Origin of the sequence: Kocuria tytonis (assembly GCF_003226895.2) — a bacterium.
In the GTDB taxonomy this organism is placed as follows: Bacteria; Actinomycetota; Actinomycetes; order Actinomycetales; family Micrococcaceae; genus Kocuria; species Kocuria tytonis.
Window position 1 is genome coordinate 48,996 of record NZ_PNJG02000001.1, and the last position, 22,982, is coordinate 71,977.

19 protein-coding genes are annotated in these 22,982 nt (G+C 72.4%); 13 read left to right on the forward strand and 6 right to left on the reverse strand.

Annotated features, from left to right (window positions below):
• Nucleotides 1–35 precede the first annotated feature (35 nt).
• Nucleotides 36–1,466: a mycothione reductase gene (locus C1C97_RS00220; RefSeq protein WP_121029481.1), complete on the forward strand. Its 1,431-nt coding sequence runs from the start codon at nt 36–38 to the stop codon at nt 1,464–1,466.
• Nucleotides 1,467–1,671: 205 nt separating this feature from the next.
• On the opposite strand, the gene C1C97_RS00225 is transcribed toward C1C97_RS00220, so the two are convergent.
• The 3 genes from C1C97_RS00225 to C1C97_RS00235 all read right to left on the reverse strand — a co-directional run bounded on the left by C1C97_RS00225 (nt 1,672) and on the right by C1C97_RS00235 (nt 4,872).
• The gene (locus tag C1C97_RS00225; protein ID WP_121029483.1) at nt 1,672–3,480 is read right to left on the reverse strand and encodes an AMP-dependent synthetase/ligase; all 1,809 of its coding nucleotides are present in this window, start codon (nt 3,478–3,480) and stop codon (nt 1,672–1,674) included.
• A 172-nt stretch (nt 3,481–3,652) separates the two neighbouring features.
• Complete coding sequence (locus C1C97_RS00230; protein ID WP_110920132.1) at nt 3,653–4,066, reverse strand: hypothetical protein; 414 nt, start codon at nt 4,064–4,066, stop codon at nt 3,653–3,655.
• Nucleotides 4,063–4,872, reverse strand: a complete 810-nt coding sequence (locus C1C97_RS00235) for an alpha/beta hydrolase (RefSeq protein WP_121030449.1) — start codon at nt 4,870–4,872, stop codon at nt 4,063–4,065. The genes C1C97_RS00230 and C1C97_RS00235 overlap by 4 nt, the downstream gene beginning before the upstream one ends.
• Before the next feature lie 157 nt (nt 4,873–5,029).
• Between C1C97_RS00235 and C1C97_RS00240 the strand changes: the two genes are divergently transcribed.
• On the forward strand, nt 5,030–5,875 hold the full coding sequence (locus C1C97_RS00240; protein ID WP_407657230.1) for a lysophospholipid acyltransferase family protein: 846 nt from the start codon (nt 5,030–5,032) through the stop codon (nt 5,873–5,875).
• 48 nt (nt 5,876–5,923) lie between these two features.
• Nucleotides 5,924–7,279, forward strand: coding sequence for a class II 3-deoxy-7-phosphoheptulonate synthase (locus C1C97_RS00245; RefSeq protein WP_407657251.1), 1,356 nt, complete (start codon nt 5,924–5,926; stop codon nt 7,277–7,279).
• Nucleotide 7,280: 1 nt separating this feature from the next.
• On the opposite strand, the gene C1C97_RS00250 is transcribed toward C1C97_RS00245, so the two are convergent.
• Both C1C97_RS00250 and C1C97_RS00255 read right to left on the reverse strand, forming a co-directional pair.
• Nucleotides 7,281–9,233, reverse strand: coding sequence for a protein kinase domain-containing protein (locus C1C97_RS00250; protein ID WP_121029487.1), 1,953 nt, complete (start codon nt 9,231–9,233; stop codon nt 7,281–7,283).
• A gap of 4 nt (nt 9,234–9,237) precedes the next feature.
• Nucleotides 9,238–10,479: a LysM peptidoglycan-binding domain-containing protein gene (locus C1C97_RS00255; protein ID WP_121029489.1), complete on the reverse strand. Its 1,242-nt coding sequence runs from the start codon at nt 10,477–10,479 to the stop codon at nt 9,238–9,240.
• A gap of 139 nt (nt 10,480–10,618) precedes the next feature.
• Here C1C97_RS00255 and C1C97_RS00260 point away from each other — a divergent pair, with 139 nt between their 5' ends.
• Nucleotides 10,619–11,011 (forward strand): Rv2175c family DNA-binding protein, encoded by a 393-nt coding sequence (locus tag C1C97_RS00260; protein ID WP_199712145.1) that lies wholly within the window; start codon nt 10,619–10,621, stop codon nt 11,009–11,011.
• 46 nt (nt 11,012–11,057) lie between these two features.
• On the opposite strand, the gene C1C97_RS00265 is transcribed toward C1C97_RS00260, so the two are convergent.
• On the reverse strand, nt 11,058–12,176 hold the full coding sequence (locus C1C97_RS00265; protein ID WP_121029491.1) for a polyprenyl synthetase family protein: 1,119 nt from the start codon (nt 12,174–12,176) through the stop codon (nt 11,058–11,060).
• Nucleotides 12,177–12,371: 195 nt separating this feature from the next.
• Here C1C97_RS00265 and dinB point away from each other — a divergent pair, with 195 nt between their 5' ends.
• From dinB to mraY, 9 genes are all read left to right on the forward strand, one after another.
• The gene (dinB, locus tag C1C97_RS00270; protein ID WP_110920034.1) at nt 12,372–13,610 is read left to right on the forward strand and encodes a DNA polymerase IV; all 1,239 of its coding nucleotides are present in this window, start codon (nt 12,372–12,374) and stop codon (nt 13,608–13,610) included.
• Nucleotides 13,611–13,661: 51 nt separating this feature from the next.
• A complete protein-coding gene (locus C1C97_RS00275) occupies nt 13,662–14,054 on the forward strand; it encodes a DUF3040 domain-containing protein (protein ID WP_110920035.1) in 393 nt (130 codons plus the stop codon).
• Nucleotides 14,055–14,327: 273 nt separating this feature from the next.
• A complete protein-coding gene (gene mraZ, locus C1C97_RS00280; protein WP_110920046.1) occupies nt 14,328–14,759 on the forward strand; it encodes a division/cell wall cluster transcriptional repressor MraZ in 432 nt (143 codons plus the stop codon).
• Nucleotides 14,760–14,985: 226 nt separating this feature from the next.
• Nucleotides 14,986–15,969: a 16S rRNA (cytosine(1402)-N(4))-methyltransferase RsmH gene (rsmH, locus tag C1C97_RS00285; protein WP_121029493.1), complete on the forward strand. Its 984-nt coding sequence runs from the start codon at nt 14,986–14,988 to the stop codon at nt 15,967–15,969.
• Nucleotides 15,966–16,583, forward strand: coding sequence for a hypothetical protein (locus C1C97_RS00290; protein WP_110920037.1), 618 nt, complete (start codon nt 15,966–15,968; stop codon nt 16,581–16,583). Before rsmH ends, C1C97_RS00290 begins: the two co-directional genes overlap by 4 nt.
• 134 nt (nt 16,584–16,717) lie before the next feature.
• Nucleotides 16,718–18,520, forward strand: a complete 1,803-nt coding sequence (locus C1C97_RS00295) for a peptidoglycan D,D-transpeptidase FtsI family protein (RefSeq protein ID WP_199712177.1) — start codon at nt 16,718–16,720, stop codon at nt 18,518–18,520.
• Nucleotides 18,521–18,618: 98 nt separating this feature from the next.
• Nucleotides 18,619–20,265 (forward strand): UDP-N-acetylmuramoyl-L-alanyl-D-glutamate--2,6-diaminopimelate ligase, encoded by a 1,647-nt coding sequence (locus tag C1C97_RS00300; RefSeq protein ID WP_121029497.1) that lies wholly within the window; start codon nt 18,619–18,621, stop codon nt 20,263–20,265.
• Nucleotides 20,262–21,800 (forward strand): UDP-N-acetylmuramoyl-tripeptide--D-alanyl-D-alanine ligase, encoded by a 1,539-nt coding sequence (locus C1C97_RS00305; protein WP_121029499.1) that lies wholly within the window; start codon nt 20,262–20,264, stop codon nt 21,798–21,800. The genes C1C97_RS00300 and C1C97_RS00305 overlap by 4 nt, the downstream gene beginning before the upstream one ends.
• A gap of 5 nt (nt 21,801–21,805) precedes the next feature.
• Nucleotides 21,806–22,939, forward strand: a complete 1,134-nt coding sequence (gene mraY, locus C1C97_RS00310) for a phospho-N-acetylmuramoyl-pentapeptide-transferase (protein WP_110920041.1) — start codon at nt 21,806–21,808, stop codon at nt 22,937–22,939.
• Nucleotides 22,940–22,982 lie beyond the last annotated feature (43 nt).

The window sequence follows — 22,982 nt, forward strand, 5'->3', positions numbered from 1 at the left end:
CCCGATGTGCGGGGCGTCGTCCTACCATGGGGCCCATGCGCTCATACGATCTGATCATCGTCGGCTCCGGCTCCGGGAACTCGATCCTCACGGACGAGTACCGGGACATGGACGTGGCCATCGTGGAACCCAACCGCTTCGGGGGCACGTGCCTGAACGTGGGGTGCATCCCCACCAAGATGTACGTGTACCCGGCCACCGTGGCGGACCAGGCGCGCGACGCCGCCCGGCTGGGGGTGGACGCCGCGATCGAGAACGTGGACTGGCCCGGGATGCGGGACCGGATCTTCGCCCGGATCGACGCGATCGCCACCAACGGGCTGCAGTACCGGCAGTCCCTCGAGAACGTCACGGTGATCCAGGAGTACGTGCACTTCGTGGCACCGTACGTGCTGGAGACGCAGTCCGGCGAGCGGATCACCGCCCCGCAGATCGTGCTGGCCAACGGCTCACGTGTGCACATGCCGGACGTCCCCGGCACCGACCTGGAGGGCGTCCACACCTCCGACACCGTGATGCGCCTGCCGCAGCAGCCCCGGGACATCGTGGTGGTGGGCGGCGGGTACATCGCCGCGGAGTTCTGCCACGTGTTCCAGGGCCTGGGGTCCTCGGTGACGCAGCTCAACCGTTCCCACCGCCTGCTGCGCGCCCACGACGACACCATTGCCGAGCGCTTCGCCCGCGAGGCCGCCGAGCACTGGGACCTCCAGCTCGGGTGGAGCATCACGGGCATCGAACGGGCGCAGGACGGCCGCCTCACGGTCCGCGCGGAGGCATCGGACGGTTCCGGCGAGCTCTGGGAGCGCACCGCGGACGTGGTGCTGCTGGCCACCGGCCGCGTTCCCAACGCCGACACCCTGGATCCGGGGGCCGCGGACCTGGACGTCACGGACGCCGGGCTGCTCGCGGTGGACGAGCACCAGCGGGTGCTCTCGGGCGGCGAACCCGTGGCCGGGCTGTGGGCACTCGGCGACGTGTGCTCACCCCACCAGCTCAAGCACGTGGCCAATGCCGAGGCGCGGGTGGTGTCCCACAACGTGGTCCACCCCGAGGACCTGCGCGGCTGCGACCACCGGTACGTGCCGTCCGCGGTGTTCACCGAACCCCAGATCGCATCCGTGGGCATGACCGAACGGGCCGCCCGGGAGTGGGCCGCCGAGAACGGTGCGGAGATCACCGTCAAGGAACAGGACTTCGGGGACGTGGCCTACGGCTGGGCCATGGAGGACCGCGTGGGGATCTGCAAGCTGATCGCCGACTCCCGCACCGGCGAGCTGCTGGGCGCCCACCTCATCGGCCGGGACGCCTCCAACCTCGTGCAGCCCCTCGTCCAGGGCATGTCCTTCGGACTGCGCGTGCACGAGATGGCCCGCGGCCAGTACTGGATCCACCCCGCGCTCGCGGAGGTCGTGGAGAACGCGCTGCTCGGCCTGGACGTCCCCGGCCAGCGTCCCGACGACGCCTGAGGCCGTTCCCGCCCGCGATTACCGGGCCGGGGCCCGTTGTGTTCCGCCTGCGCCCGCCGTGCCGGGGCCCGGTGCGTTCCGCGCGGGTCTCGCGCGCGCGGTCCCGTCCGGAAAGCGGCCCGAGCGGCACCCCCGGCAGGGCGACGCCGCCCGCACCCTCGGTGCGGCAGGGAGCGGGCGGCGTCGCCGTGGGGCCGGCGGGGCGCTACTTGGTGTAGATCTCCTCGATGACGTCCGCGAAGTCCTCGGAGACCTTGGCCCGCTTGAGCTTGAGAGAGGGGGTCAGGTACCCGTCCGCGACCGTGAGGTCCCGGTCCAGGATCCGGAACGCCTTGACGGCCTCCGCGCGGGAGACCTTGGTGTTGGCGTGGTCCACGATGCGCTGCACGTGCTTGACCACGGCGTCCTCGCGGGCGGCCTGGGCCACCGTGAGACCGGGGTCCAGACCCAGCGAGGGCAGGACGTTCGGCAGGGTCTCGGGGTCCAGGGTGATCAGCGCGGCCACGAACGGCCGGTTGTCACCCACGACCATGACCTGCCCCACGGTGGCGGAGGCGCGGATGGGGTCCTCGAGCTGCGTGGGGATCACGTTCTTGCCGCCCGCGGTCACGATGATCTCCTTCTTGCGCCCCGTAACCGTGAGCAGGCCCTCCTCGTCCAGGTGCCCGAGGTCCCCGGTGGCGAACCAGCCGTCCAGGAAGGCCGCGGCCGTCTTCTCCGGCAGGCCGTTGTAGCGCTCGAACACGTTGGCGCCGCGCACCAGAATTTCGCCGTCCGCGGCGATCGCCACCTCGTTGCCGGGAATGGGGTGCCCCACCGTGCCGATGCGGTTGATGGCCGGGAAGTTCCCGGCAATCGGTGCGGTGGTCTCGGTGAGCCCGTAGCCCTCCACCACGTACACGCCGATGCCGTTGAAGAAGTGCCCCAGGTGCTCGCCCAGCGCGGCACCCCCGGATACGGCGTACCGCACGGCCCCGCCCATGGCCTCGCGCAGCGTGGCGTACACGAGCCTGTCGTAGAGCCGGTGCCGCAGCTCCAGAGCCGGTGAGACCTTCCCCTGCTGGGAGGCCTTGGACCACGCGACGGCGGTGGTCACCGCGCGATCGAAGACGAGTTCCTTGACCCGTGAGCCCGCCTGGGCCTTGAAGCGCGCGCCCACCAGGATCTTCTCGAACACGCGGGGCACGGCCAGGATGAACGTGGGCTTGAACCGGGCCAGGTCCGCCATGAGTTGGGAGACGTCCGGGGTGTGGGCGAGCGTGATGCCCGCGTCCAGGGACGTGACCTCCACGAACCGGGCGAATACGTGGGCGAGCGGCAGGAACAGCAGCGTGCGGGCGCCCTCGTGCATGATCTCCCCGGCCACGGGGATCGTGTTCTGGGAGCACGAGACGAAGTTGCGGTGGGTGAGCTCGCAGCCCTTGGGTGGGCCCGTGGTGCCCGAGGTGTAGATGAGCGTGGCGGCGTCGTCGAGGCGCACGCCGTCATAGGGCTCGGTGAGGTCGGTGCGCCGCGAGCCCGCGGAGATCAGCGCCGTCAGCGAGGCCTCGGCCGTCTCCGTGTCGAACACGCGGATCCGGTCTGCGGCGGGGAACGGTGTGATCTCCGCGGCCCGGCGCACCCGCTCGGCGAGCTCGTCGGTCTCCACGAAGACGGCCGTGGCCCGGGAGTCGGAGAGGATCCATGCGATCTGGTCGGGGGAGGAGGTGTCGTACACGGGAACGGGGACCGCGCCCAGCCACCACAGCGCGAAGTCCACGAGCGTCCACTCGTAGCGCGTGCGGCTCAGCAGACCCACGCGGTCACCGGGCGTGATGCCCTGCTCCGCCATGCCGCGGGCCAGCGCGACCACCTCGTCCCGGAACTGCCGGGCGGTCACGTCACGCTCCCGGCCCTCGGCCAGGACCGTGTAGAGCACGAGGTCCGGTCGCGTGTTCGCCCGCTCCGCGAGGATGTGGGCGATGCCGGGGTACGGCAGGGGGTCGACGATGGCCGGGGCGCTGACGCGTCTCATGGGGAACTACCTTCCTGGCGGGGTCGGGTCCCAGTTTACGATGTGTTCACCTTCACACTCGACCGGGCGCGACGTGTCCGCGGCCGGGGGTGGTGCGGTGGCGTCCGCACGGACCCGCGGCGCGTGCGAACCGGGTGGCGCGGCATGGACGGGCACCACCGCGTACGGCGGTTCAGACGACGGCGCCGTCGTCCCCCTCGGGGGAGTCCTCCGGCAACGCACGGAAGACGAGGAACAGCCCTCCCACGAGACCCACGAGACCGGCGACCCACACGAGCGTGGGCAGCGGGCCGGGCAGCAGCGACAGCCCCACCACGACCACGACCACCGCCACCACCACGCTCAGCGCCCGGAGCATGGCCGGGGAGATCCCGCCGGTGACCGGTCCGGGATCGGGGTCGTAGGTCTCGTCCGCCGCGGTGTCCTGCAGCTCCACCGGCACGTCCTCCGGGGGCTGCTCCGAGGGCGCCCATGCGAGGTCCTCGGCCCACGGCTCCATGTCCTCGTCGTCCCGGGGGACGTCGTCCCACGTGTTGCCCCGGATGATGCTCTCGAACGGGTCGTCCGAGGGCTCCCGCGGGGTCATCGGGCGCCGTCCGGGGTGCCGGGCCCAGCGGGCAGGAAGGCCTCCCCGCGGGACAGCCGGGCCACGGCGTCGCGGGACTCGCCCTCGATCACGGGGGCGTCGTGGTCCAAGGTGGCCACGTGGTAGCTGTCGGGCAGGGCCACGATCCGGACGGGACCCGAGCTGCGCCGCGCCACCAGGTCCGCCGAGGACCCCGAGACCACGTGGTCCTCGTCCGAGCGGAACACCACGGTGGGGGCGGTGACCGCGGGGAGCATCCGCACGGTGCGGTGCATGAGCAGGTTGAGCTGCGCCACGGCGGCCAGGGGCGTGCGGTCGTACGCGGACTCCAGGGCGTCGGGCCGCTTAACGTCGCTGCCGATGCCCTGCAGGGTCGGCACCGCCCGGGAGAGCACGTGGCTGAACCGTGCCATCCTGTTGACCAGGGCCAGCGCGGGGTTCACGAGCAGCACCCCGGCCACGTCCCGGCGGGCGGCCGTGTGCAGCGCGAGCGCTCCGCCCATGGACAGCCCGCACACCACCACGTGCTCGTGGTGGGCGCGTAGCCGCCAGAACTCCTCGTCCACGGCGTCCCGCCATGCCTGCCACGGCTGGGCGGCGAGATCCTGCCACTGCGTCCCGTGACCGGGCAGCAGCGGGACGGACACCCCGGGGTGCGCCCCGGAGTCGTCCGCGGCGGTGTGGACGGCGCGCGCCCAGTCCTGGACGGAGGCGGTGGTGGACGTGAAGCCGTGGAGCACCAGGACGCCCACCGAGGACCCTCCCGGAAGGTGCAGGGGCCCGTGCTGTTGCTGATCCGTTGCCATGGCGCCATTGTGCCAGTCACCTGTGCCGATCACCGCGCAGCCCGTGAGAGAATCGCCCGGGGAACCGCCCGGCCGGGGCGTGCCCCCGCCGGCACGGAGCACGTCACCGTGGTCGGAGCACTCCGCAGCGACGAAAGGGTTCCCGCCCATGGTGTACATGTTCCTCCGGAACTACGTGGTGGCCCCGGTGGTCAACCTGGTGTGCCGCCCCACGGTGATCGGCCTCGAGCACGTGCCCGCCCACGGCCCGGCCATCCTGGCGAGCAACCACCTCTCCGTGCCGGACTCCATCTTCATGCCGGTGGCCGTGCCCCGGCAGGTCTACTTCCTGGCCAAGTCCGAGTACTTCCACACCCCTGGGATCCGCGGGCGGATCGTCGCGACGTTCTTCCGGGCCATCAACCAGATCCCCATGGACCGCCGCGGCGGCCGGGCCAGTGCCGCCGCGCTCAGCGCCGGCGGGCAGGCGCTCGCGGAGGGCAAGCTCGTGGGGATCTACCCCGAGGGAACGCGCTCACCGGACGGACGGCTCTACCGGGGCAAGATCGGTGTGGCCCGCCTGGCACTGGAGACCGGTGCCCCGGTGATCCCCGTGGCGATGATCGGCACGGACAAGATGCAGCCCCTCGGCTCCCGGTTCCCGGACCCGCGCCGCGCGCGGATCACCACCGTCTTCGGGGAGCCCATGGACTTCTCGCACCTGACGTCCCGGCACGGGGACCACCCGACCATGCGTCGCGTCACGGACGAGATCATGGCGGCCATCGCGGAGCTCTCCGGCCAGGAGACCGCGGACGTCTACGCCGCGGACCACAAGCGGCGGCTCGCGGAGGAGAAGTCCGCGTCCTTCAGGGCCCAGGCCCGCGACGTCGCCCAGGCCACGCGGGACAGGGGCCGCGCCATGACCGACGCCGTGTCCCAGCAGGCCGGCGAGCTGGGCGCGAAGCTGCAGGGACGCCCCCGCGGTGGAACGGACGAGCGCGGCCCCGGGGGTACGGCCTAGACTGGTTCAATGAGCTCCGAGACCCTGCCCGAACAGTTCCGATCCGTGATGTCCCCGTCCCCCAGTACTACCGCCCACCCCGGGCTGGACGAGTGGCGGGACCGCAGCATAGGGCAGCACCCGCAGTGGGCGGAGCACCCGGACTTCGCGGGCGTGATCCAGGAGCTCAACGCGGTGCCCCCGCTGGTCTTCGCCGGGGAGGTGGACACGCTGCGGGAGCGCCTCGCCAAGGTGGCCAACGGCGAGGCCTTCTTCCTGCAGGGCGGTGACTGCGCCGAGACCTTCGCCGGCGCCACCGCGGACAAGATCTCCGGCCGCGTGCGCACCCTGCTGCAGATGGCCGTGGTGCTCACGTACGGCGCGTCCCTGCCCGTGGTGAAGATGGGCCGCATGGCGGGACAGTTCTCCAAGCCGCGCTCCTCCAACGAGGAGACCCGGGACGGCGTCACGCTGCCGTCCTTCCGCGGCGAGATGGTCAACGGCTTCGACTTCACGGCGGAGTCCCGCGGCCACGACCCGAAGCGCATGCTCCGCGGCTACCACACCTCCGCCTCCACGCTGAACCTGATCCGTGCGTTCACCCAGGGTGGTTTCGCTGATCTGCGCCGCGTGCACGCCTGGAACATGGGATTCGCCGCCAACCCGGCCTACGCCCGCTACGAGTCCATGGCGCGCGAGATCGACCACGCCGTGAAGTTCATGGCCGCGTGCGGCTCGGACTTCGACGCCCTGCGCACCACCGAGTTCTTCGCGGGTCACGAGGCGCTGCTGCTCGACTACGAGCGCGCCCTGACCCGCATCGACTCGCGCACCAACCTGCCGTACGGCACGTCCGCGCACTTCCTGTGGATCGGGGAGCGCACCCGCGACCTCGACGGCGCCCACGTGGACCTGCTCTCCAGGCTGCGCAACCCCATCGGCGTGAAGCTCGGTCCCGGCACCACCGGCGAGGACGCCCTGCGCCTCATCGACGCCCTGGACCCCGAGCGCGAACCCGGGCGCCTGACGTTCATCACCCGCATGGGCGCCGCGAACATCCGGGAGAAGCTGCCGCCGGTCATCAGGGCCGTGGAGGAGTCCGGCGCCAAGCCCGTGTGGGTCACCGATCCCATGCACGGCAACACGGTGTCGCTGCCCTCCGGGTACAAGACCCGCAGGTTCGAGGACGTGGTGGACGAGGTCCGCGGGTTCTTCGAGGTGCACCGTGAGCTGGGCACGTTCCCCGGCGGCATCCACGTGGAGATGACCGGCGACGACGTCGCCGAGTGCCTCGGGGGCTCCGACCCCGTGGCCGAGTCCTCGTTCGCGGAGCGCTACGAGACCCTGTGCGATCCCCGTCTGAACCACATGCAGTCGCTCGAGATCGCGTTCCTGGTGGCGGAGTACCTCTCCGCTCAGCACTGAGTCAGATCACCGTGAGGACCACGGTGGTGCCCTCCTCGCGCTGGCGCACCACGCGGTTCAGGTGCGCCCCCACGGGGGTCTCCACGCGCACCGTGTAGCCCTGCTGCTCGAGGTCCGTCCGTGCGGCATCCGCGTCCTGGCCCACGACGTTCGGGGGCGGTCCCTGGGGCGTGGCCGCCGCCACGGTCAGGTCCACCCGTGTCCCCTCGTCCACGGCGGTGCCCGCCGCCGGGGACTGGGAGAGCACGGTGCCCTCCGGGCGGGTGGAGTACTCGCCGGTCACGGCCCCCACGTCCAGCCCGGAGTCGACGACGGCGCTCCGGGCGTCGTCCGCGGAGCGCCCCGTGAGTGCGGGGACGTCCACGCGGGCGGGGCCCGAGGACACCACCAGGTTGACCTGTTCGATGCCCCGCACGGTGGCGGATTCCGCGGGATCCGTGGCGAGCACCGTGCCCTCGGGGGCGTCCCGGCTCGTGGTGGTGCGCACCCCCACGTTGCCGATACCCGCCGCGTGCAGGGCGCGTTCCGCGGTGGCCGTGTCCTGACCCGCCACGGCGGGCACCGTGGCGGATGCGGCCCCGGGCGCGGAACCGAGCCACCACCCGAGGAAGCCCGCGACCGTCAGCAGGAGCGCGAAGACCACCACCGCGATCGCCACGTGCAGCGGCCGCGGCTGCGGGTTCAGCCGCACCCGCGGAGTCCCGGGCGCACGGCGCGCGGTGGAACCCACCTGCGCGGTGGCAATGGTCCCGGTGGCGTCGGCGTCCCACGCGGGGAGGATGGGGGTGCCGGCCGGCGTCCCACGGCCCGTCCGGGACGGTGCCGCGCGCACGTCCGCGGCGGCGCTGACCGTGGTGGCGGTCCGAGGATGCGCGGTGCCCAGGGCCTCCGTGGCCGGCTCGTCCGGGGTGTCTCTCCGCCGGTCCGGGCACCCGAGGGCCTCGGTGGGCGCCTCGTCCCACTCGTGCGGGGAGGTTCCCCGCGGGCCCATCGCTCTGGTGGGTGTCTCCTCGCGGGGGTCGACCCCTCCGTCCCCAATGCGTCCCGCACCGGTCAGGACCTCCGTGGGAGCCGCCGTGCGGTTCCCTGTGGCGGCTCCCCGCAGCGACGGCGGATCGAGCTGCTCCGGCAGCGAACGCCGGATCGCGAGGGCCAGATCCAGGAGGGCGGCGGCGTCGGCGGGGCGGTGGGAGGCGTCCCGGGAGGTGGCCCGCAGCACGAACTCGTCCAGGGCGGCCGGGATGCCCGCGGCGATCCCGCTCGGCGCGGGGACGTCCCTGCTCACGTGGGCGGTGGCCACCTGCAGCGCGGTGCCCGTGTAGGGGCGGGAGCCGGTGAGCATCTCGTAGGCCATGATGCCCACCGCGTACACGTCGCTGCGCTGGTCCACGGGACCGTCGCCCACGAGCTCGGGCGCGGCGTAGCCCACGGTCCCCAGGACGGTGGTGCTCGCCGTGTGGTCGTCCACGGCCCGCGTGAGGCCGAAGTCCGCGACCTTGACCTGCTCGTCCGAGGTGAGCAGCACGTTCTCCGGCTTCACGTCCCGGTGCACCAGGCCGATCCGGTGGGCCTGCGCCAGTCCCCGCAGCACGGGGATCAGCAGGTCCAGGGCCCGGTGGGGGTCCATGGGGGCCTCACGGGCGATCACGTCGCGCAGGGTGGGGCCGTCCACGTACTCCAGCACGAGGTACAGCACGCCGTCCGCGGTGCGGCCCTGGTCCAGCACGGACACCACGTTGGGGTGGTGCAGCCGCGCCGCGGACTTCGCCTCGCGCTGCGCCCGGGCCACGAAGGAAGGATCGTCCGCGAAGTGCGGGTGCATGATCTTCAGCGCCACGGGGCGTTCCAGGCGCTCGTCGAGCCCCTCGTAGACCGCGGCCGTGCCCCCGCGCGCGATCCTGCGCCGCACCAGGTACCGGTGCTCGAGGAGTGTTCCCACGCGGTGGTCGTTCATGCTGCTACTGGGCAAATTCTCGTTCCTGTGCGCTCACGGCCCTGACGTACGCCTTGGTGTCGGAATACATACCGTAGGTCTTCACGCCGTGCAGACCCTGGTAGTAGGCGCCGATCCCCACGGCCTTGGAGGGTGCCCTGTCCTGCAGCTCCCGGATGATGGCCACCCCCGCGGTGATGTTGTCCTGCGGGTCCAGCAGGTCCAGGTCCCGGCCCACCATGGCCGAGGCCCACCGTCCGGCGGACGGGATCACCTGCATTGTGCCCACGGCGTCCGCGGGGGAGACCGCGTCGTGGTGGAACCCGGATTCCTGGGACGCGTGCGCCAGCGCGAGAGCCGGATCCACACCCATGCTGCGCGCGGTGGCGGCCACCAGTTCCCGGATCTCGGCGGGGGAGGGCACGTCCTGTCGCCGCAGCTGCGCGTGGTGCGCGTTCGCCGAGGCCACGACCTCCCGCGGGTACTCGCGCCCGGCGAAGGCCCGGCCCACGGCGGGGCGGGCCCCGGGCGGTGTCCCGTCGGGCCCCGGCGTCCCGGACGCGTCCGCCGGTGCCGCCCCGGCAGGTGCGGACCGGTGCGGTGGACCCGCGGGAGTCGACGACGCGGCGTCCCCCTGCCGCTCGGCGCCCGCCGGCAGCACGAGGACGCGGCCCGGGCGCAGCAGGGCACCGGGGGAGAGGTGGTTGGCGGACATCAGCTCCGCGACGCTCACGCCGTGGCGCCGGGACAGCTCCCACAGGGTGTCCCCGGGGGCCACGCTGTGGTGCCCGGCCACCGGGGCGGCGTCCCGGGTCCGCACGGGGCGGGCCGCGGCGCCGTCAGCGGCCGAGCCGTGCCGAGCGGTCCCGCCGGAGGACCCGGACCGCTGGGTCACGGGGTGGGCCGGCTCGGAGGTGGCGGCCGCGGCGTCGTGCGCGGGGGCCGCCGCGGAACCGGGCAGGGCCAGGCGCTGCCCGGGACGGATCATGCCGTGGGCGGGGATGTCGTTGGCCGTCATCAGTGCCTGCACGCTCACACCGTGCGCGGTGGCCAGGGACCACACCGAGTCCCCCGGGGCCACCGTGACGTGCCCCGCGTGCTGCTGCTGGGTCACGTGGACGGTCTGGGGCGTCACCGGAGTGGCCTGCGCGGCGTCCGCGGAGCCCAGCGCCGTGAGCGCGGCGAGCGCGGCCGCGGAGCCCTGGGCGGCCCGGCGGGACCACGCGCTGCGGGGGGACGGGCGGCCCTGGTGCGGGTCAACCGGCATGTTCGTGACACCTGTCTCGAGATGGGGGAAACGGGGAGGACCGCGGGGCACCCTCGGGCGCCGCACGGTGTCCCCAGATTACCCGACCCCCGGTGGGCGGACCGGTTCCGTGAGTTGTCCGGGCAGCCGTGGCACAGTAGTGCCCGTGAACTACACAACCGATCTGACGCCCCAGGAATTCGCAGAGCTCGACTCACTCGTGGGTGAGTGGACCCACCTCCCGGACATCGCGGAGGCCATGGGCATCCAGGTCACCCGGGTGCACCGCCTCATGGACGACGGCTCGCTGCTCGAGGTGCGCCGTCCCGAGGACCGGGTGCGCGTGGTTCCCGCCGCGTTCATGGACGGCGAGCACCCCGTGGAGTCCCTCAAGGGCACGGTGGCCGTGCTGCGCGACGCGGCGTTCACGGACGCCCAGGCCATCCGGTGGCTGTTCACCGAGGACGAGTCCCTGCCGGGGCACCCCATCGACGCGCTGCGCCGCGGTCAGAAGACCGAGGTGCGACGCCGCGCCCAGGCCCTCGGCTGGTGACCGCGGGGCCCTGACCCGGGGCCACCCGAAACACTCGCCCGGGCGGCTACCTCGCCCGGCGGACCGCGGCGTCCGCGAGGGCACGCAGACCGGCCCGCGCCACGTCGGACGCGGGCAGTGCCGCGAGCTGCTCGTCGCTGGTGTGCACGAGGGAGTCGATGAGCTCCTCCGAGCGGTCGAGGGCGCCGCTGTCGCGGATGAGGTCCCTGGCCCTGTCCACCTCCTCCGGCGAGAGGTCTGCGCGGCCGAGCACGGACTCGAGCCACTGCATCTGCCGCGGTGAGCTGGTGGCGGCACAGAGCGCGATCAGGGCGGTGCGCTTGCCCTCCCGGATGTCGTCCCCGGCGGGTTTGCCCGTGGTGGCGGGGTCCCCGAAGACGCCCAGGACGTCGTCGCGCAGCTGGAACGCCTCGCCCAGGGGGAGCGCGAACGCGGAGCAGCGTTCGAGGAACGCGCCGTCGGCACCGGCGAGCGCGGCCCCGATCGCCACGGGATGCTCCACCGAGTACTTGGCGGACTTGAACCGCAGCACCGTCATGGCGCGTTCCAGCTGCTCCCGGGGATCCTCCGGAGGGGGCGCCACCTCCGCGTGGACGTCCAGGTACTGCCCGGCCATGACCTCGGTGCGCATCGTGGAGAAGATGTCCCGCGCGGTGCGCGCGGCCTCCGCCGGGACCGCACCGGCGGCGTCGGCGAAGAGCTGCTCCGCGAAGGAGAGGCTCATGTCCCCGGTGAGGACGGCGGCACTGACACCGAAGTGCTCGGGGTCCGCGGCCCACCCGGACCCGCGGTGCACGGCCTCGAAGACGCGGTGCACGCTGGGCCGCCCGCGGCGGGTGTCCGAACGGTCCAGGATGTCGTCGTGGATCAGCGCCGCGGTCTGGAACAGCTCCAGCGACGCCGCGGCGGCCACGACCACGCCGGAGTCCGCGCCGCCCCCGGCGGCCCGCCAGCCCCAGTGGCACAGCCTGGCACGCAGGCGCTTGCCGCCCTCCGTGAGGTCCTCGATCGCGGTGACCAGGCGCGTGGCGTGCGGCGAGATGGCGCCCACCCGCTCCCGTTCCACCCCGAAGAACTGGGCGATCCGGGCGTCCAGGCGCTCGGCGAAGTCTCGGTCCTGGGTCGCGGCGCTCGCGGCGGCCGGCGAGTTGTGGGAAGGGGTCATTCCTGGGCACCTCTGCTGTCGTGCTGGGAGGTCCGCCGGGTCCCGGAGCGGCGGACGTCCGGCCGGTTCCCCGTGCGGCGGGGCGCATCGGGCGGGACGCGACCAGCCTAGCCCGCAGGGCGCCGCGGGCCCGGCTCCGCGTGTCGGTGTCCCCGCCTACGCTGGGGTGCAGGACGACAGGGGAGGGGCGAGCACATGGGCGGTCCGAGCCCTCGACAGCTGGCGGAATACCGCGGTTGCGCCATCCTGCACGTGGACATGGACATGTTCTACGTGGGGGTGGAGCTGCTGAACGCCCCCCAGCACCGGGGTCGGCCCGTGATCGTGGCGGGGTCCGGGCCGCGCTCCGTGGTGCTGTCCGCCTCCTACGAGGCCCGGCGGTTCGGCGTGCACTCGGCCATGCCGGTCTCCCAGGCCCGGGCGCGGTGCCCCTCCGCCGTGCTGCTCGAACCGCACCGCGAGGCCTACTCCCACTACTCGCGGATCGTCATGGACATCTTCCGCTCGGTGACGGACCGCGTGGAGCAGCTGAGCGTGGACGAGGCGTTCCTGGACGTCTCGGGGGCCATCCGACGCTGCGGCCCCCCGGTGGAGATCGCGCGCGGCCTGCGCCGGACCATCCAGGAGCGCACCGGTCTCACTGCGTCGGTGGGCATCGCGGAGAACAAGACGGTGGCCAAGATCGCCTCCGCCCACTGCAAGCCGGACGGGCTGCTCGTCGTCGCTCCCGAGCACACCCGCGCCTTCCTCGCCCGGCTGCCGGTGGACCGGCTGTGGGGCGTGGGCAGGCGGACCTCCGAGCTGCTGCGCTCGGCGGGACTGACCACCGTGGGGGACATCGCGCAGACACCGCTGCCCCGGCTGCACGCGCTCGTGGGGACCGCCTCGGGCACCCACCTGAAGCAGCTGGCCCTCGGTCACGACCCGCGGCCGGTGACGCCCGTGCGCGAGGAGAAGAGCCTGGGCGCCGAGCGGACGTTCCAGACGGACGTTGCGGACACCGCGCACCTCAAACGCGTGCTGCTGGGCCTGTGCCACGACAGCGCGGCCCGGCTCAGGCGCCACGGGCTGCGGGCGGGCCGCGTGGGTCTCAAGCTGCGGTACGCGGACTTCACCACGATCACCCGGTCCAGGACCCTCGGACACCCCGTGACCTCGGCGCACGACCTCTACTCCGAGGCCGCGGGACTGCTGGACGCGCTGGGGCCGCGCCCGCAGCCCGTTCGGCTCGTCGGCGTGCGGGCCGAGAAGCTGCTCGGGGCGGAGCACGCCCTGCAGCTGAGCCTCGACGGCCGCGAGGCCGAGTGGGGTGCCGCGGAGGAAGCCATGGACCGCGTGCACCACCGCTTCGGTCCCGGGATCGTGCGCCCGGCGAAACTGCTGGACCCTACGGTGCCAAACCGCCCCGCACGGGATATTCTGGACGGTACGTGAGGGACGGCCCCGGGCCACAGCCTCGCTCTTCTCAACACCACAGGAGGAATCGTGCCGCTTTCCGAGCACGAACAGCAGCTTCTCGCGCAGCTCGAGAAGCAGCTGCACGAAGAGGATCCCCGCTTCGCATCCAGCATGCACACCGAGACGGTGCGGACCCGAGGGTCCATGCGCAACCTCGTGCTGGGAGTGGTGCTCGCCGTGGTCGGCCTCGGCGTGCTGCTGGCGGGAGTCGCCACGCACCTCATCGTGGTGGGGGTCCTGGGATTCGTGATCATGGCCGCCGGCACGTACGTGGCCACCATCCGGAGCAGGACCGTACCGGGCCCGGTGGACTCCGAGCCCGGTGCACGGCCCCGCACGCCCTCGGGCGCCAGGAAGTCCTCCACTTTCCTCCAGAACCTCGAGGAGAAGTGGGACAGGCGCAACCAGGGCGGGCACTGACCGGCCACACCGCCACCCCGTTCCCACCCCGCTCGGCTCCCCAACCACGAACTCCCCGGCGCACCGCCGGGGAGTTCTTCGTGTTCCAGGGCCCTCGGCAGGCGCGGCCGTTGCGCGACGCGTGCGTCCGCCGCGGCTGTGCCGTCCGGCCTGGCGGCCCACGGCACACCGCGGCGCGGTGTGCATGTGCATTGACCGGGGAGTGGAGTGGAGTAAAGTGGAGCGCGGTAGAGGAGCGCGGGTTGGGCTGACCCCGAATCAAGGGCGGTGACGATGTTTCTCGGAACATACGAACCGCGTCTCGATGACAAGGCGAGGCTGATCCTTCCGGCCAAGTTCCGGGCGGAACTGGCGGACGGACTCGTGGTGACGCGCGGACAGGAACGATGCCTGTACGTGTTCAGCGCCGAGGAGTTCGCCAGGGTCCACGAGCAGATGCGAGCGGCGCCGCTGTCGTCCAAGCAGGCCAGGGACTACATCCGCGTTTTTCTCTCCGGGGCCTCGGACGAGACCCCGGACAAGCAAGGACGCATCACCATTCCCGCGTCCCTGCGTTCCTACGCGGGACTGGACAGGGAACTGGCGGTGATCGGGGCGGGCAGCCGCGCCGAGATCTGGGATGCGGCCGCGTGGAAGCAGTACCTGGCGGAGCAGGAAGCGGCCTTCTCCGAGACGGAGGACGAGGTCATCCCCGGACTCTTCTAGGACCGGATCCCGGCGGAGTCCCGGCCATGAGATCTCCAGCCGCCCACGTCACCGTCCTGACTCGACTTCCCCCGAGTCAGGCCGGATTCGAGGGGCGAGCGGCGGATGGGGATCTGGTGTCCGTGACGCCCGGGGTGAGTCCGCGGGGCACCCCGTCCCACGGGAGGGCCCCCGGCCCGTCCACCTCCGCACGAGTACCACCCGCAACAGACCAGGAGCCCGGCATATGGAAGACGCGCCCGCCGAGGAGCGGCACGTTCCCGTGATGCTGGAGCGGTGTCTGGACCTCCTGGCCCCGGCGCTGGACACCGAGAACCCCGTGGTGGTGGACGCCACCCTCGGAATGGGCGGGCACACCCAGGCGCTGTTGGAACGGTTCCCCCGTGTCCGGGTGGTCGGCATCGACCGGGATCCGCAGGCGCTCGACCTCGCGGGCAGACGCCTGGCCCCGTTCGGGTCCCGGTTCACGAGCATCCACACCACCTACGACCACATCGCCGACGCCGCCGCGGCGGCCGGGGTGGAGCGGGTGGACGGGATCCTCTTCGACCTGGGCGTGTCCTCACTGCAGCTGGACGAGCGCGAGCGGGGCTTCGCGTACTCGTTCGACGCCCCACTGGACATGCGCATGGACTCCCACGCGGAGCTCTCCGCCCACACCGTGGTCAACGAGTACTCCGAGGCGCAGCTCAGGGACATCATCTACCGCTGGGGTGAGGACCGTTTCGCGCCCCGCATCGCGCGCGCCATCGTGGCGGCTCGGGCCAAGGCCCCGCTGCGGAGCACGGGCGAGCTCGTGGACGTGGTGCGCTCCGCCGTCCCCGCGGCGGCCCAGCACAAGAAGGGGCACCCCGCCAAGCAGACGTTCCAGGCCCTGCGGATCGAGGTCAACGAGGAGCTGGACGTCCTGGAACGCGCGATCCCGGCGGCCGTGGGAACTGTCAGGGTGGGTGGGCGTGTCGTCGCCATGAGCTACCACTCGCTGGAGGACAGAATTGTGAAGCAGGAGTTCGCCAGCGGTGCCCGCTCCACGGCGCCCAGGGGCTTCCCCGTGGAGCTGCCCGAGCACCAACCCGTCCTCAAGGTCCTCACCCGCGGCGCGGAACGGGCCTCCGAGGAGGAGACTCTGGGCAATCCCCGGGCCGCCTCCGCCCGGCTGCGGGCCGCCGAGCGGCTCCGCGACACCACGACCCCAGGGAGAACGCGATGAGCAGTGCGGCGACCTCCGCCCCGCCGACCGCGGCTTCCCGGCGTCCGGCCCGGGACGCCCGCCGCCCGCTGTCCGTGGTGCCCCGTCGCGTGCCGCGACGCAGCCGTGTCTCCACGGTGGTGATGTGCGCCCTGGCACTGGCCGCCGCGCTCGTGGGCATCCTGCTGCTCAACATCCAGATCACCCAGGGCCAGTACCAGCTCACCGACCTCACGGGTCAGGAGCGCGCCCTGTCCCAGGAGAACGAGGCCCTCACCCAGGACATCGAGGCCAACTCCGCTCCCCAGAACCTCGCGGCCCGCGCGAACGACCTCGGGATGGTGCCCGCCAAGGACGTGGGCAGCATCGACCTGCGCACGGGTGCCGTGACCGCGCCGTCGAGCGCCGCCGAGAAGTCGGACCCGCAGAACATCCTGGTGCCCCCCGCCGAGATGAAGGGCTCCGACGCCGCCGAGGCGAACCGCCGGGCCGCCGAGGAGCGCGCCGAGAAGCGGGCCAAGGAGGAGGCGGACAGGAAGACCGCGCAGCGTGAAGCGGCCCAGAAGGCGGAGGAGTCCCGGGACCTCAACGGCGGTTCGATCCCCGCGCCCTCGCAGCGCGCCCCCGGTCACTGACCCCTGCGGTCCACCACCGGACCGTCACCAGCACCCGTCGGAGGTCACCGCACCACGCTGAAGCCCAGGAATCGAGGAAGACCGTGTCAGCATCACCCGCGCGCAGGAACCGCCTGATCAGGCCCTACACGCGCATGCAGGTGGGCATCGCCGTTCTCCTGGTGCTGCTGCTCATGGTGGTCGGTCGGCTCTTCTGGGTCCAGGGCCTGGACCCGGGCGGCCGGGCGGAGGCCGCCGCGAGCCGACGGACGCTGGTGGAGCCGATCCCGGCGGTGCGCGGGCAGATCACCGACGCCCGGGGCGACGTCCTGGCCCGGACCCTGCAGCGCTACGACATCACCGTGGACCAGACCGCCGTGAGCGACGTGAGCGTGCCCAGCAAGGACGGCTCCACCCAGACCATCACGCCCACGCAGGCCGTCTACAAGATCGCCGATGCACTGGGCATGCGGGACACCGAGGTGAAGGACGCCCTGGACGGGGACAAGACCTTCAACTACGTGGCGCGCGGCGTCACCCCCGAGCAGTACAACAAGCTGCGCGACCTGAACCTGCCCTACGTCTACGGCCAGCCCACCTTCCAGCGCAGCTACCCGGACGGCTCCCTGGGCGGCTCCGTGGTGGGGTTCCTGGGCGGGGAGAGCCAGGCCCTCGGCGGCATCGAACAGACCCAGGACGCCCTGCTGCGCGGCACGGACGGCGAGCGCCGCTTCGAGATCTCCGGTGACGGGGTGCGCATCCCCGTGGCCCCGCAGGAGCAGAAGGCAGCGCAGAACGGTGCGGACGTGCGGCTCTCGCTGGACAGCGACGTCCAGTTCTTCGCGGAGCAGGCGGTGCGGGAGCGCGCCAAGCAGCTCAAGGCCGAGTGGGGTTCCGTGGTGGTCATGGACGTGAAGACCGGCAAGGTCCAGGCGCTCGCGGACACCTCGTCGGTGGACCCGAACGTGCCCGGCAAGGCGAAGGCGGAGGACCTCTCCGCGCGGTCGGTCACGCAGGCCGTGGAACCCGGTTCCACGGAGAAGATCGCCACCGCGGCCGGTGTGATGGACCGTGGGATCGCGTCCCCGGAGACGCAGATCACCGTGCCGCCGTACCTGCAGATCGGTTCCGAGAAGATCACGGACGCGTTCGACCACGGGGCGCAGAACCGCACGCTCGCGGGCATCATCGGCGACTCCATGAACACGGGCACCGTGATCATGGGCTCCAAGATGGACAAGCAGGCCCGCCACGACAACCTGGAGAAGTTCGGGGTGGGTTCCGCCACGGGCATCGAGCTGCCCGGGGAGTCCACCGGCATCCTCTCCCCGGCGGCCCAGTGGGACGCCCGGCAGGAGTACACGGTGCTGTTCGGCCAGGGCGTGTCGCAGACACCGTTGCGCACGGCGTCGATCTTCCAGGCCGTGGCGAACGGGGGCCGCCAGATCGAGCCCCGCATCGTGGAGTCCACCACCGCAGCGGACGGCACCGTGAGCACCCCGCAGCGCCCGGAGCCCAAGCAGGTGATCTCGGAGGCCGCGGCCCGGCAGACCCTGGACGTGATGGAGAACGTGGTGACCCAGGGCGGCGCCAAGGAGGCCGCTGTCCCGGGGTACCGGGTGGGCGGCAAGACCGGCACCGCCGAGGCCCCGAGCGAGTCGGGGGGCTACGACGGTTTCACCACCTCGTTCGTGGGCGTGGCGCCCATGGAGGATCCGCAGTACCTCGTGGGAGTGACCATGCAGCGCCCCCAGGGCGACGTCCACACGGTGGGTGTGACCTCCACGTTCTCCACGATCATGTCCCAGGTGCTGCACCACTACAACGTGGCGCCCTCCACCACGCAGGGCCCCAAGTTCGACATGCAGGTCCCGGCGAACCTCAAGAAGGACGTGACACCCGGCAACGCCCTCGAGCAGACCTGGCCGGAGCCGGGCAGGGACGAGTCCCAGGGCTAAACTTCGGACTCAGACACGCTTTGCACCAGCAGCTTTCCGGTGAGACACCGGCCCGGGTGGACGGGGGACGTCCGCAGACAGGTTCGATGAGGATTTCTATGGTGGCATCTGCCCAAGAGGGAGCCGACGCGCAGAGCATGCGTCCGTCCCGTCCCGTGTCCCACACGGTGGAGGACCTCGCGCGGCTGACCGGCGCGCAGCTGGTCCCGGCCGCGTCCGGTGCGGCGGCCGCCGTCACGGGCGTGGTCCTGAACTCGCGGGAGGTGCAGCCCGGGGACCTCTACGCGGCGCTGCCCGGCGCGCAGGTCCACGGCGCCCGCTTCGCCGCCGACGCCGCCGCGGCCGGTGCCGTGGCGGTCCTCACGGATCCGGACGGGGCCCGCGCCCTCGCCGCCGCCCGCGTGGACCTGCCGGTGCTCGTGAGCACCGAGCCCCGCTGCTGGGTGGGGCCGGTGGCCGCCGCCGTCTACGACTCCCACCCGGCCGCGGGTGCGGGGCAGGGCCTGTTCGCGGTGACCGGGACCAACGGCAAGACGACCACCACGTACTTCATCACCTCGATCCTGCGGGCCCTGGGGCACACCACGGGTCTGATCGGGACCATCGAGATCCTCGCGGGGGACACGCCCGTCCCCTCGCGGCTCACCACCCCCGAGGCACCGCACGTCCACTCCCTGCTCGCGCTGATGCGGGAGCGGGGGATCACGGTCACCGCCATGGAGGTCTCCTCCCACGCGCTCGAGTTCCACCGGGTGGACGGCGTGCACTACGACGTCGCCGGGTTCACCAACCTCACCCAGGACCACCTGGACCTGCACGGGTCCATGGCGGAGTACTTCGCGGCGAAGGCGCAGCTGTTCACCCGGGAGCGCACGCGCCGCGCCGTCGTCGTGCTGTCGGACGAGGACCCGTGGAGCGTGGCCATGGCCCGGCACGCCCGCGAGAACCTCGGCGTGGGCAACGTCTCCACCGTGGCGCTGCGCGGCAGCGACAGCGCGTCCTGCGGCGACGGGGCCGCGGACTGGACGCTGCGCTCGCTCACGCGCAAGGGCATCGGCACCTCCTTCGTGCTGCAGCACACGGACGGCCGCGAGCTGCGCGTGCACACGGGGCTGCCCGGCGAGTTCAACGTGGCCAACGCGGCGCTGGCCGTGCTCATGGTGCTGGACTCCGGCGTGGCCGTGGAGACCCTGCAGCGCGCCCTGGACGAGCACGACCCGCTGACCACGAGCGTCCCCGGACGCATGCAGCTGGTGGGCACCGCGCCCACGTCCCTCGTGGACTTCGCGCACAACCCGGACGCGCTGGTGCGTGCCCTGCGCTCGGTGGACCCGCAGGACGAGCACGGCCGCGTGATCGTGGTCTTCGGCGCCACGGGCCAGCGGGACACCACCAAGCGCCCCGTGATGGGCCGGGTGGCCGCGGAGGAGGCGGACATCGTGATCATCACGGACGACGACCCCCACGCCGAGGACCCCGCGCCCATCCGGGAGCAGGTGGCCGCGGGCGCCCGCGAGGCCGTGGCGAACGGTGCGCGGGCCACGGACGTGCTCGTAATCGAACCGCGGGCCACCGCGATCCGCACGGCGGTGCGGATGGCGCGCCCCGAGGACTCGATCATCGTGGCCGGGCGCGGCCACGAGACCGCACAGGATTTCAACGGCGTGAGCGTTCCCCTGGACGACCGCGTGGAGCTGCGGGACGCCCTGGCGGCCCTGCACTCGCAGACGAAGGAGCAGAAATGATTGCCATCTCCGCCGCGCAGGTCGCGGACGCCGTCTCCGGGCGGCTCGTGGGGGTCGCGGACCCGCACGCGGTGACCGTGACCTCCGTGACCACCGACTCCCGGGAGGTCACGGCGGGCGCGCTGTTCGTGGCCAAGCCGGGGGAGACCACGGACGGCCACCGGTTCGTGCCGCAGGCCGCGGCCGCCGGCGCCGTGCTGCACCTGACCGAGCGGGAGGTCACGGACGGCTCCGGCGCCGCCCTCCCGTGCGTCGTCGTCCCGGACGTGGTGCTCGCGATGGGCGCCCTGGCGAGCTTCGTGCTGCAGCAGCTGCGCTCGGAGCACCCCGTCACGGTCGTGGCGGTCACCGGTTCGGTGGGCAAGACCACCACCAAGGACCTGCTGCACGGGATCTTCGGTGCCGAGGGGCCCACGGTGGCCCCGCGCAACTCCTACAACGGCGAGGTGGGGGTTCCGCTCACCGTGTTCACCGCCGAGCAGGACACCGAGTACCTCGTGATCGAGATGGGCGCCACCCACATCGGCAACATCCGCTACCTGTGCGAGATGGTGCGCCCGGACGTGGGGGCCGTGCTGTGCGTGGGCTCGGCGCACGCCGGCGAGTTCGGAGGGGTGGAGAACATCGCGCGCGCCAAGGGCGAGATGGTCGAGCCCCTCGCCCCGCAGGGCACCGCGGTGCTCAACGACGACGACGCCCGCGTGCGTCCCATGCGCGAGCGCACCGCCGCCCGGGTCATCTCCTTCGGCCTGGGCCCGGACGCCCACGACGCCGCCCACGAGGACCCGCGCGTGTGGGCGGAGGACGTCACCACCGGGGCCGACGGCTGTCCCGCGTTCACCCTGCACTTCCCGGACGGCTCCGCCCACCCGGTGCGCTCCCGGCTCATCGGGGAGCACCACGTGAGCAACCTGCTGGCCGCGGCCGCCGTGGCCTTCGCGGCCGGTGTGGACCCGGCGCGCATCGCGGCGGGTCTCGAGGGCCGCGGTCCGCGCTCCCGCTGGCGCATGGAGCGCACCGAGCGCGCGGACGGCGTGACGGTCGTCAACGACGCCTACAACGCCAACCCGCAGTCCATGAAGGCGGCGCTGCAGACGCTCGCGCAGCTGGGCCGCGGGGACGCGGACACGCCGCCCCGGCGCACCATCGCTGTGCTGGGTGGGATGCACGAGCTCGGCGACGAGTCCGTCGCCGCCCACGCGGACCTCGGTCAGCTGCTCGTGCGGCTCAACATCTCGCAGGTGGTGGCCGTGGGGGACCTCGCCCGCCCCGTCTTCACCGCCGCGACCCTCGAGGGGTCCTGGGGCGCGGAAGCCGTGTGGGTCGCGGACGCGCAGCAGGCCGAGGAGCACCTGCGCTCCGTGCTGCGCCCCGGTGACATCGTGCTGTTCAAGTCCTCGAACGCCGCGGGGCTGCACCACCTGGGAGACCGGGTCGCCGCGGCGAGCGCCGCGACGAGCAGCGGCACGGACGCCCGCGCGGACGGGCCCACGAGCGCCGAGGCCCCCGAGGGCCCGACCGGACAGGAGGGCTGAGTCCCGTGATCCAGTTGCTCATGGCCGCGGGGCTCGGTCTCGCGTTCTCGATCTTCGGCACCCCCGCGCTGATCAAGGTCCTGGCGCGGCGCGGCTACGGCCAGTACATCCGCGACGACGGCCCCACCTCCCACCAGACCAAGCGCGGCACCCCCACCATGGGCGGTGTGGCCATCCTGCTGTCCGTGGTGGCGGCCTATCTCGTCACGCACCTGATCAGCATCGTCGCCTGGCCGGCCAACGGCGGGGTCACCCTGTCGGGGATCCTCGCGCTCGCACTGATGCTGGGCATGGGGCTCGTGGGCTTCCTGGACGACTACAAGAAGATCTCCAAGAAGCAGAACCTCGGCCTGACCGCCGTGGGCAAGATCGTCCTCCAGGGGGCGATCGGCAGCGCCTTCGCCGTGCTGGTGCTGTTCTTCCCGGACGCCGCCGGCCACACCCCGGCGTCCACCGCGATCTCGTGGACCCGGGACACCGGGGTCGACCTCGCGTTCGCCGGACCGGTCGTCGCAGCCGTGCTCTTCGTGATCTGGGTGAACCTGATCGCCACGGGCACCACCAACGCCGTGAACCTCACGGACGGTCTGGACGGGCTCGCCACGGGCGCGTCCATCCTGGTGTTCAGCGGCTACATGCTGATCGCCCTGTGGCAGGCGGGTCACCTGTGCCAGAACGTGTCCCAGGCCGCGTGCTACGAGGTGCGCGACCCCATGGACCTCTCGATCGTCGCGGCCGCCCTGGTGGGTGCGCTCATCGGCTTCCTGTGGTGGAACACCTCCCCGGCCAAGATCTTCATGGGGGACACCGGGTCCCTGGGGCTCGGCGGCGCGCTCGCCGCGTTCGCGGTGCTGTCCCGCACCGAGCTGCTGCTGGTGCTCATCGCCGGTCTGTTCGTGGTGATCACCCTGTCCGTGATCCTGCAGGTGGGCTACTTCAAGCTCTCCCACGGCAAGCGGATCTTCAAGATGGCGCCCCTGCAGCACCACTTCGAGCTCAAGGGCTGGCAGGAGGTCACCATCGTGGTGCGCTTCTGGGTCGTCGCAGGGCTCTTCGTGGCCGCCGCCCTGGGCATGTTCTACGGGGACTGGCTGCTGCACAACGGCGGGGCGTTCCCGGGCACCGAGGCCCTGCACTGACGCCGCCGTCCGGTGCGTACCGGACACCCACCACAGCACCCCA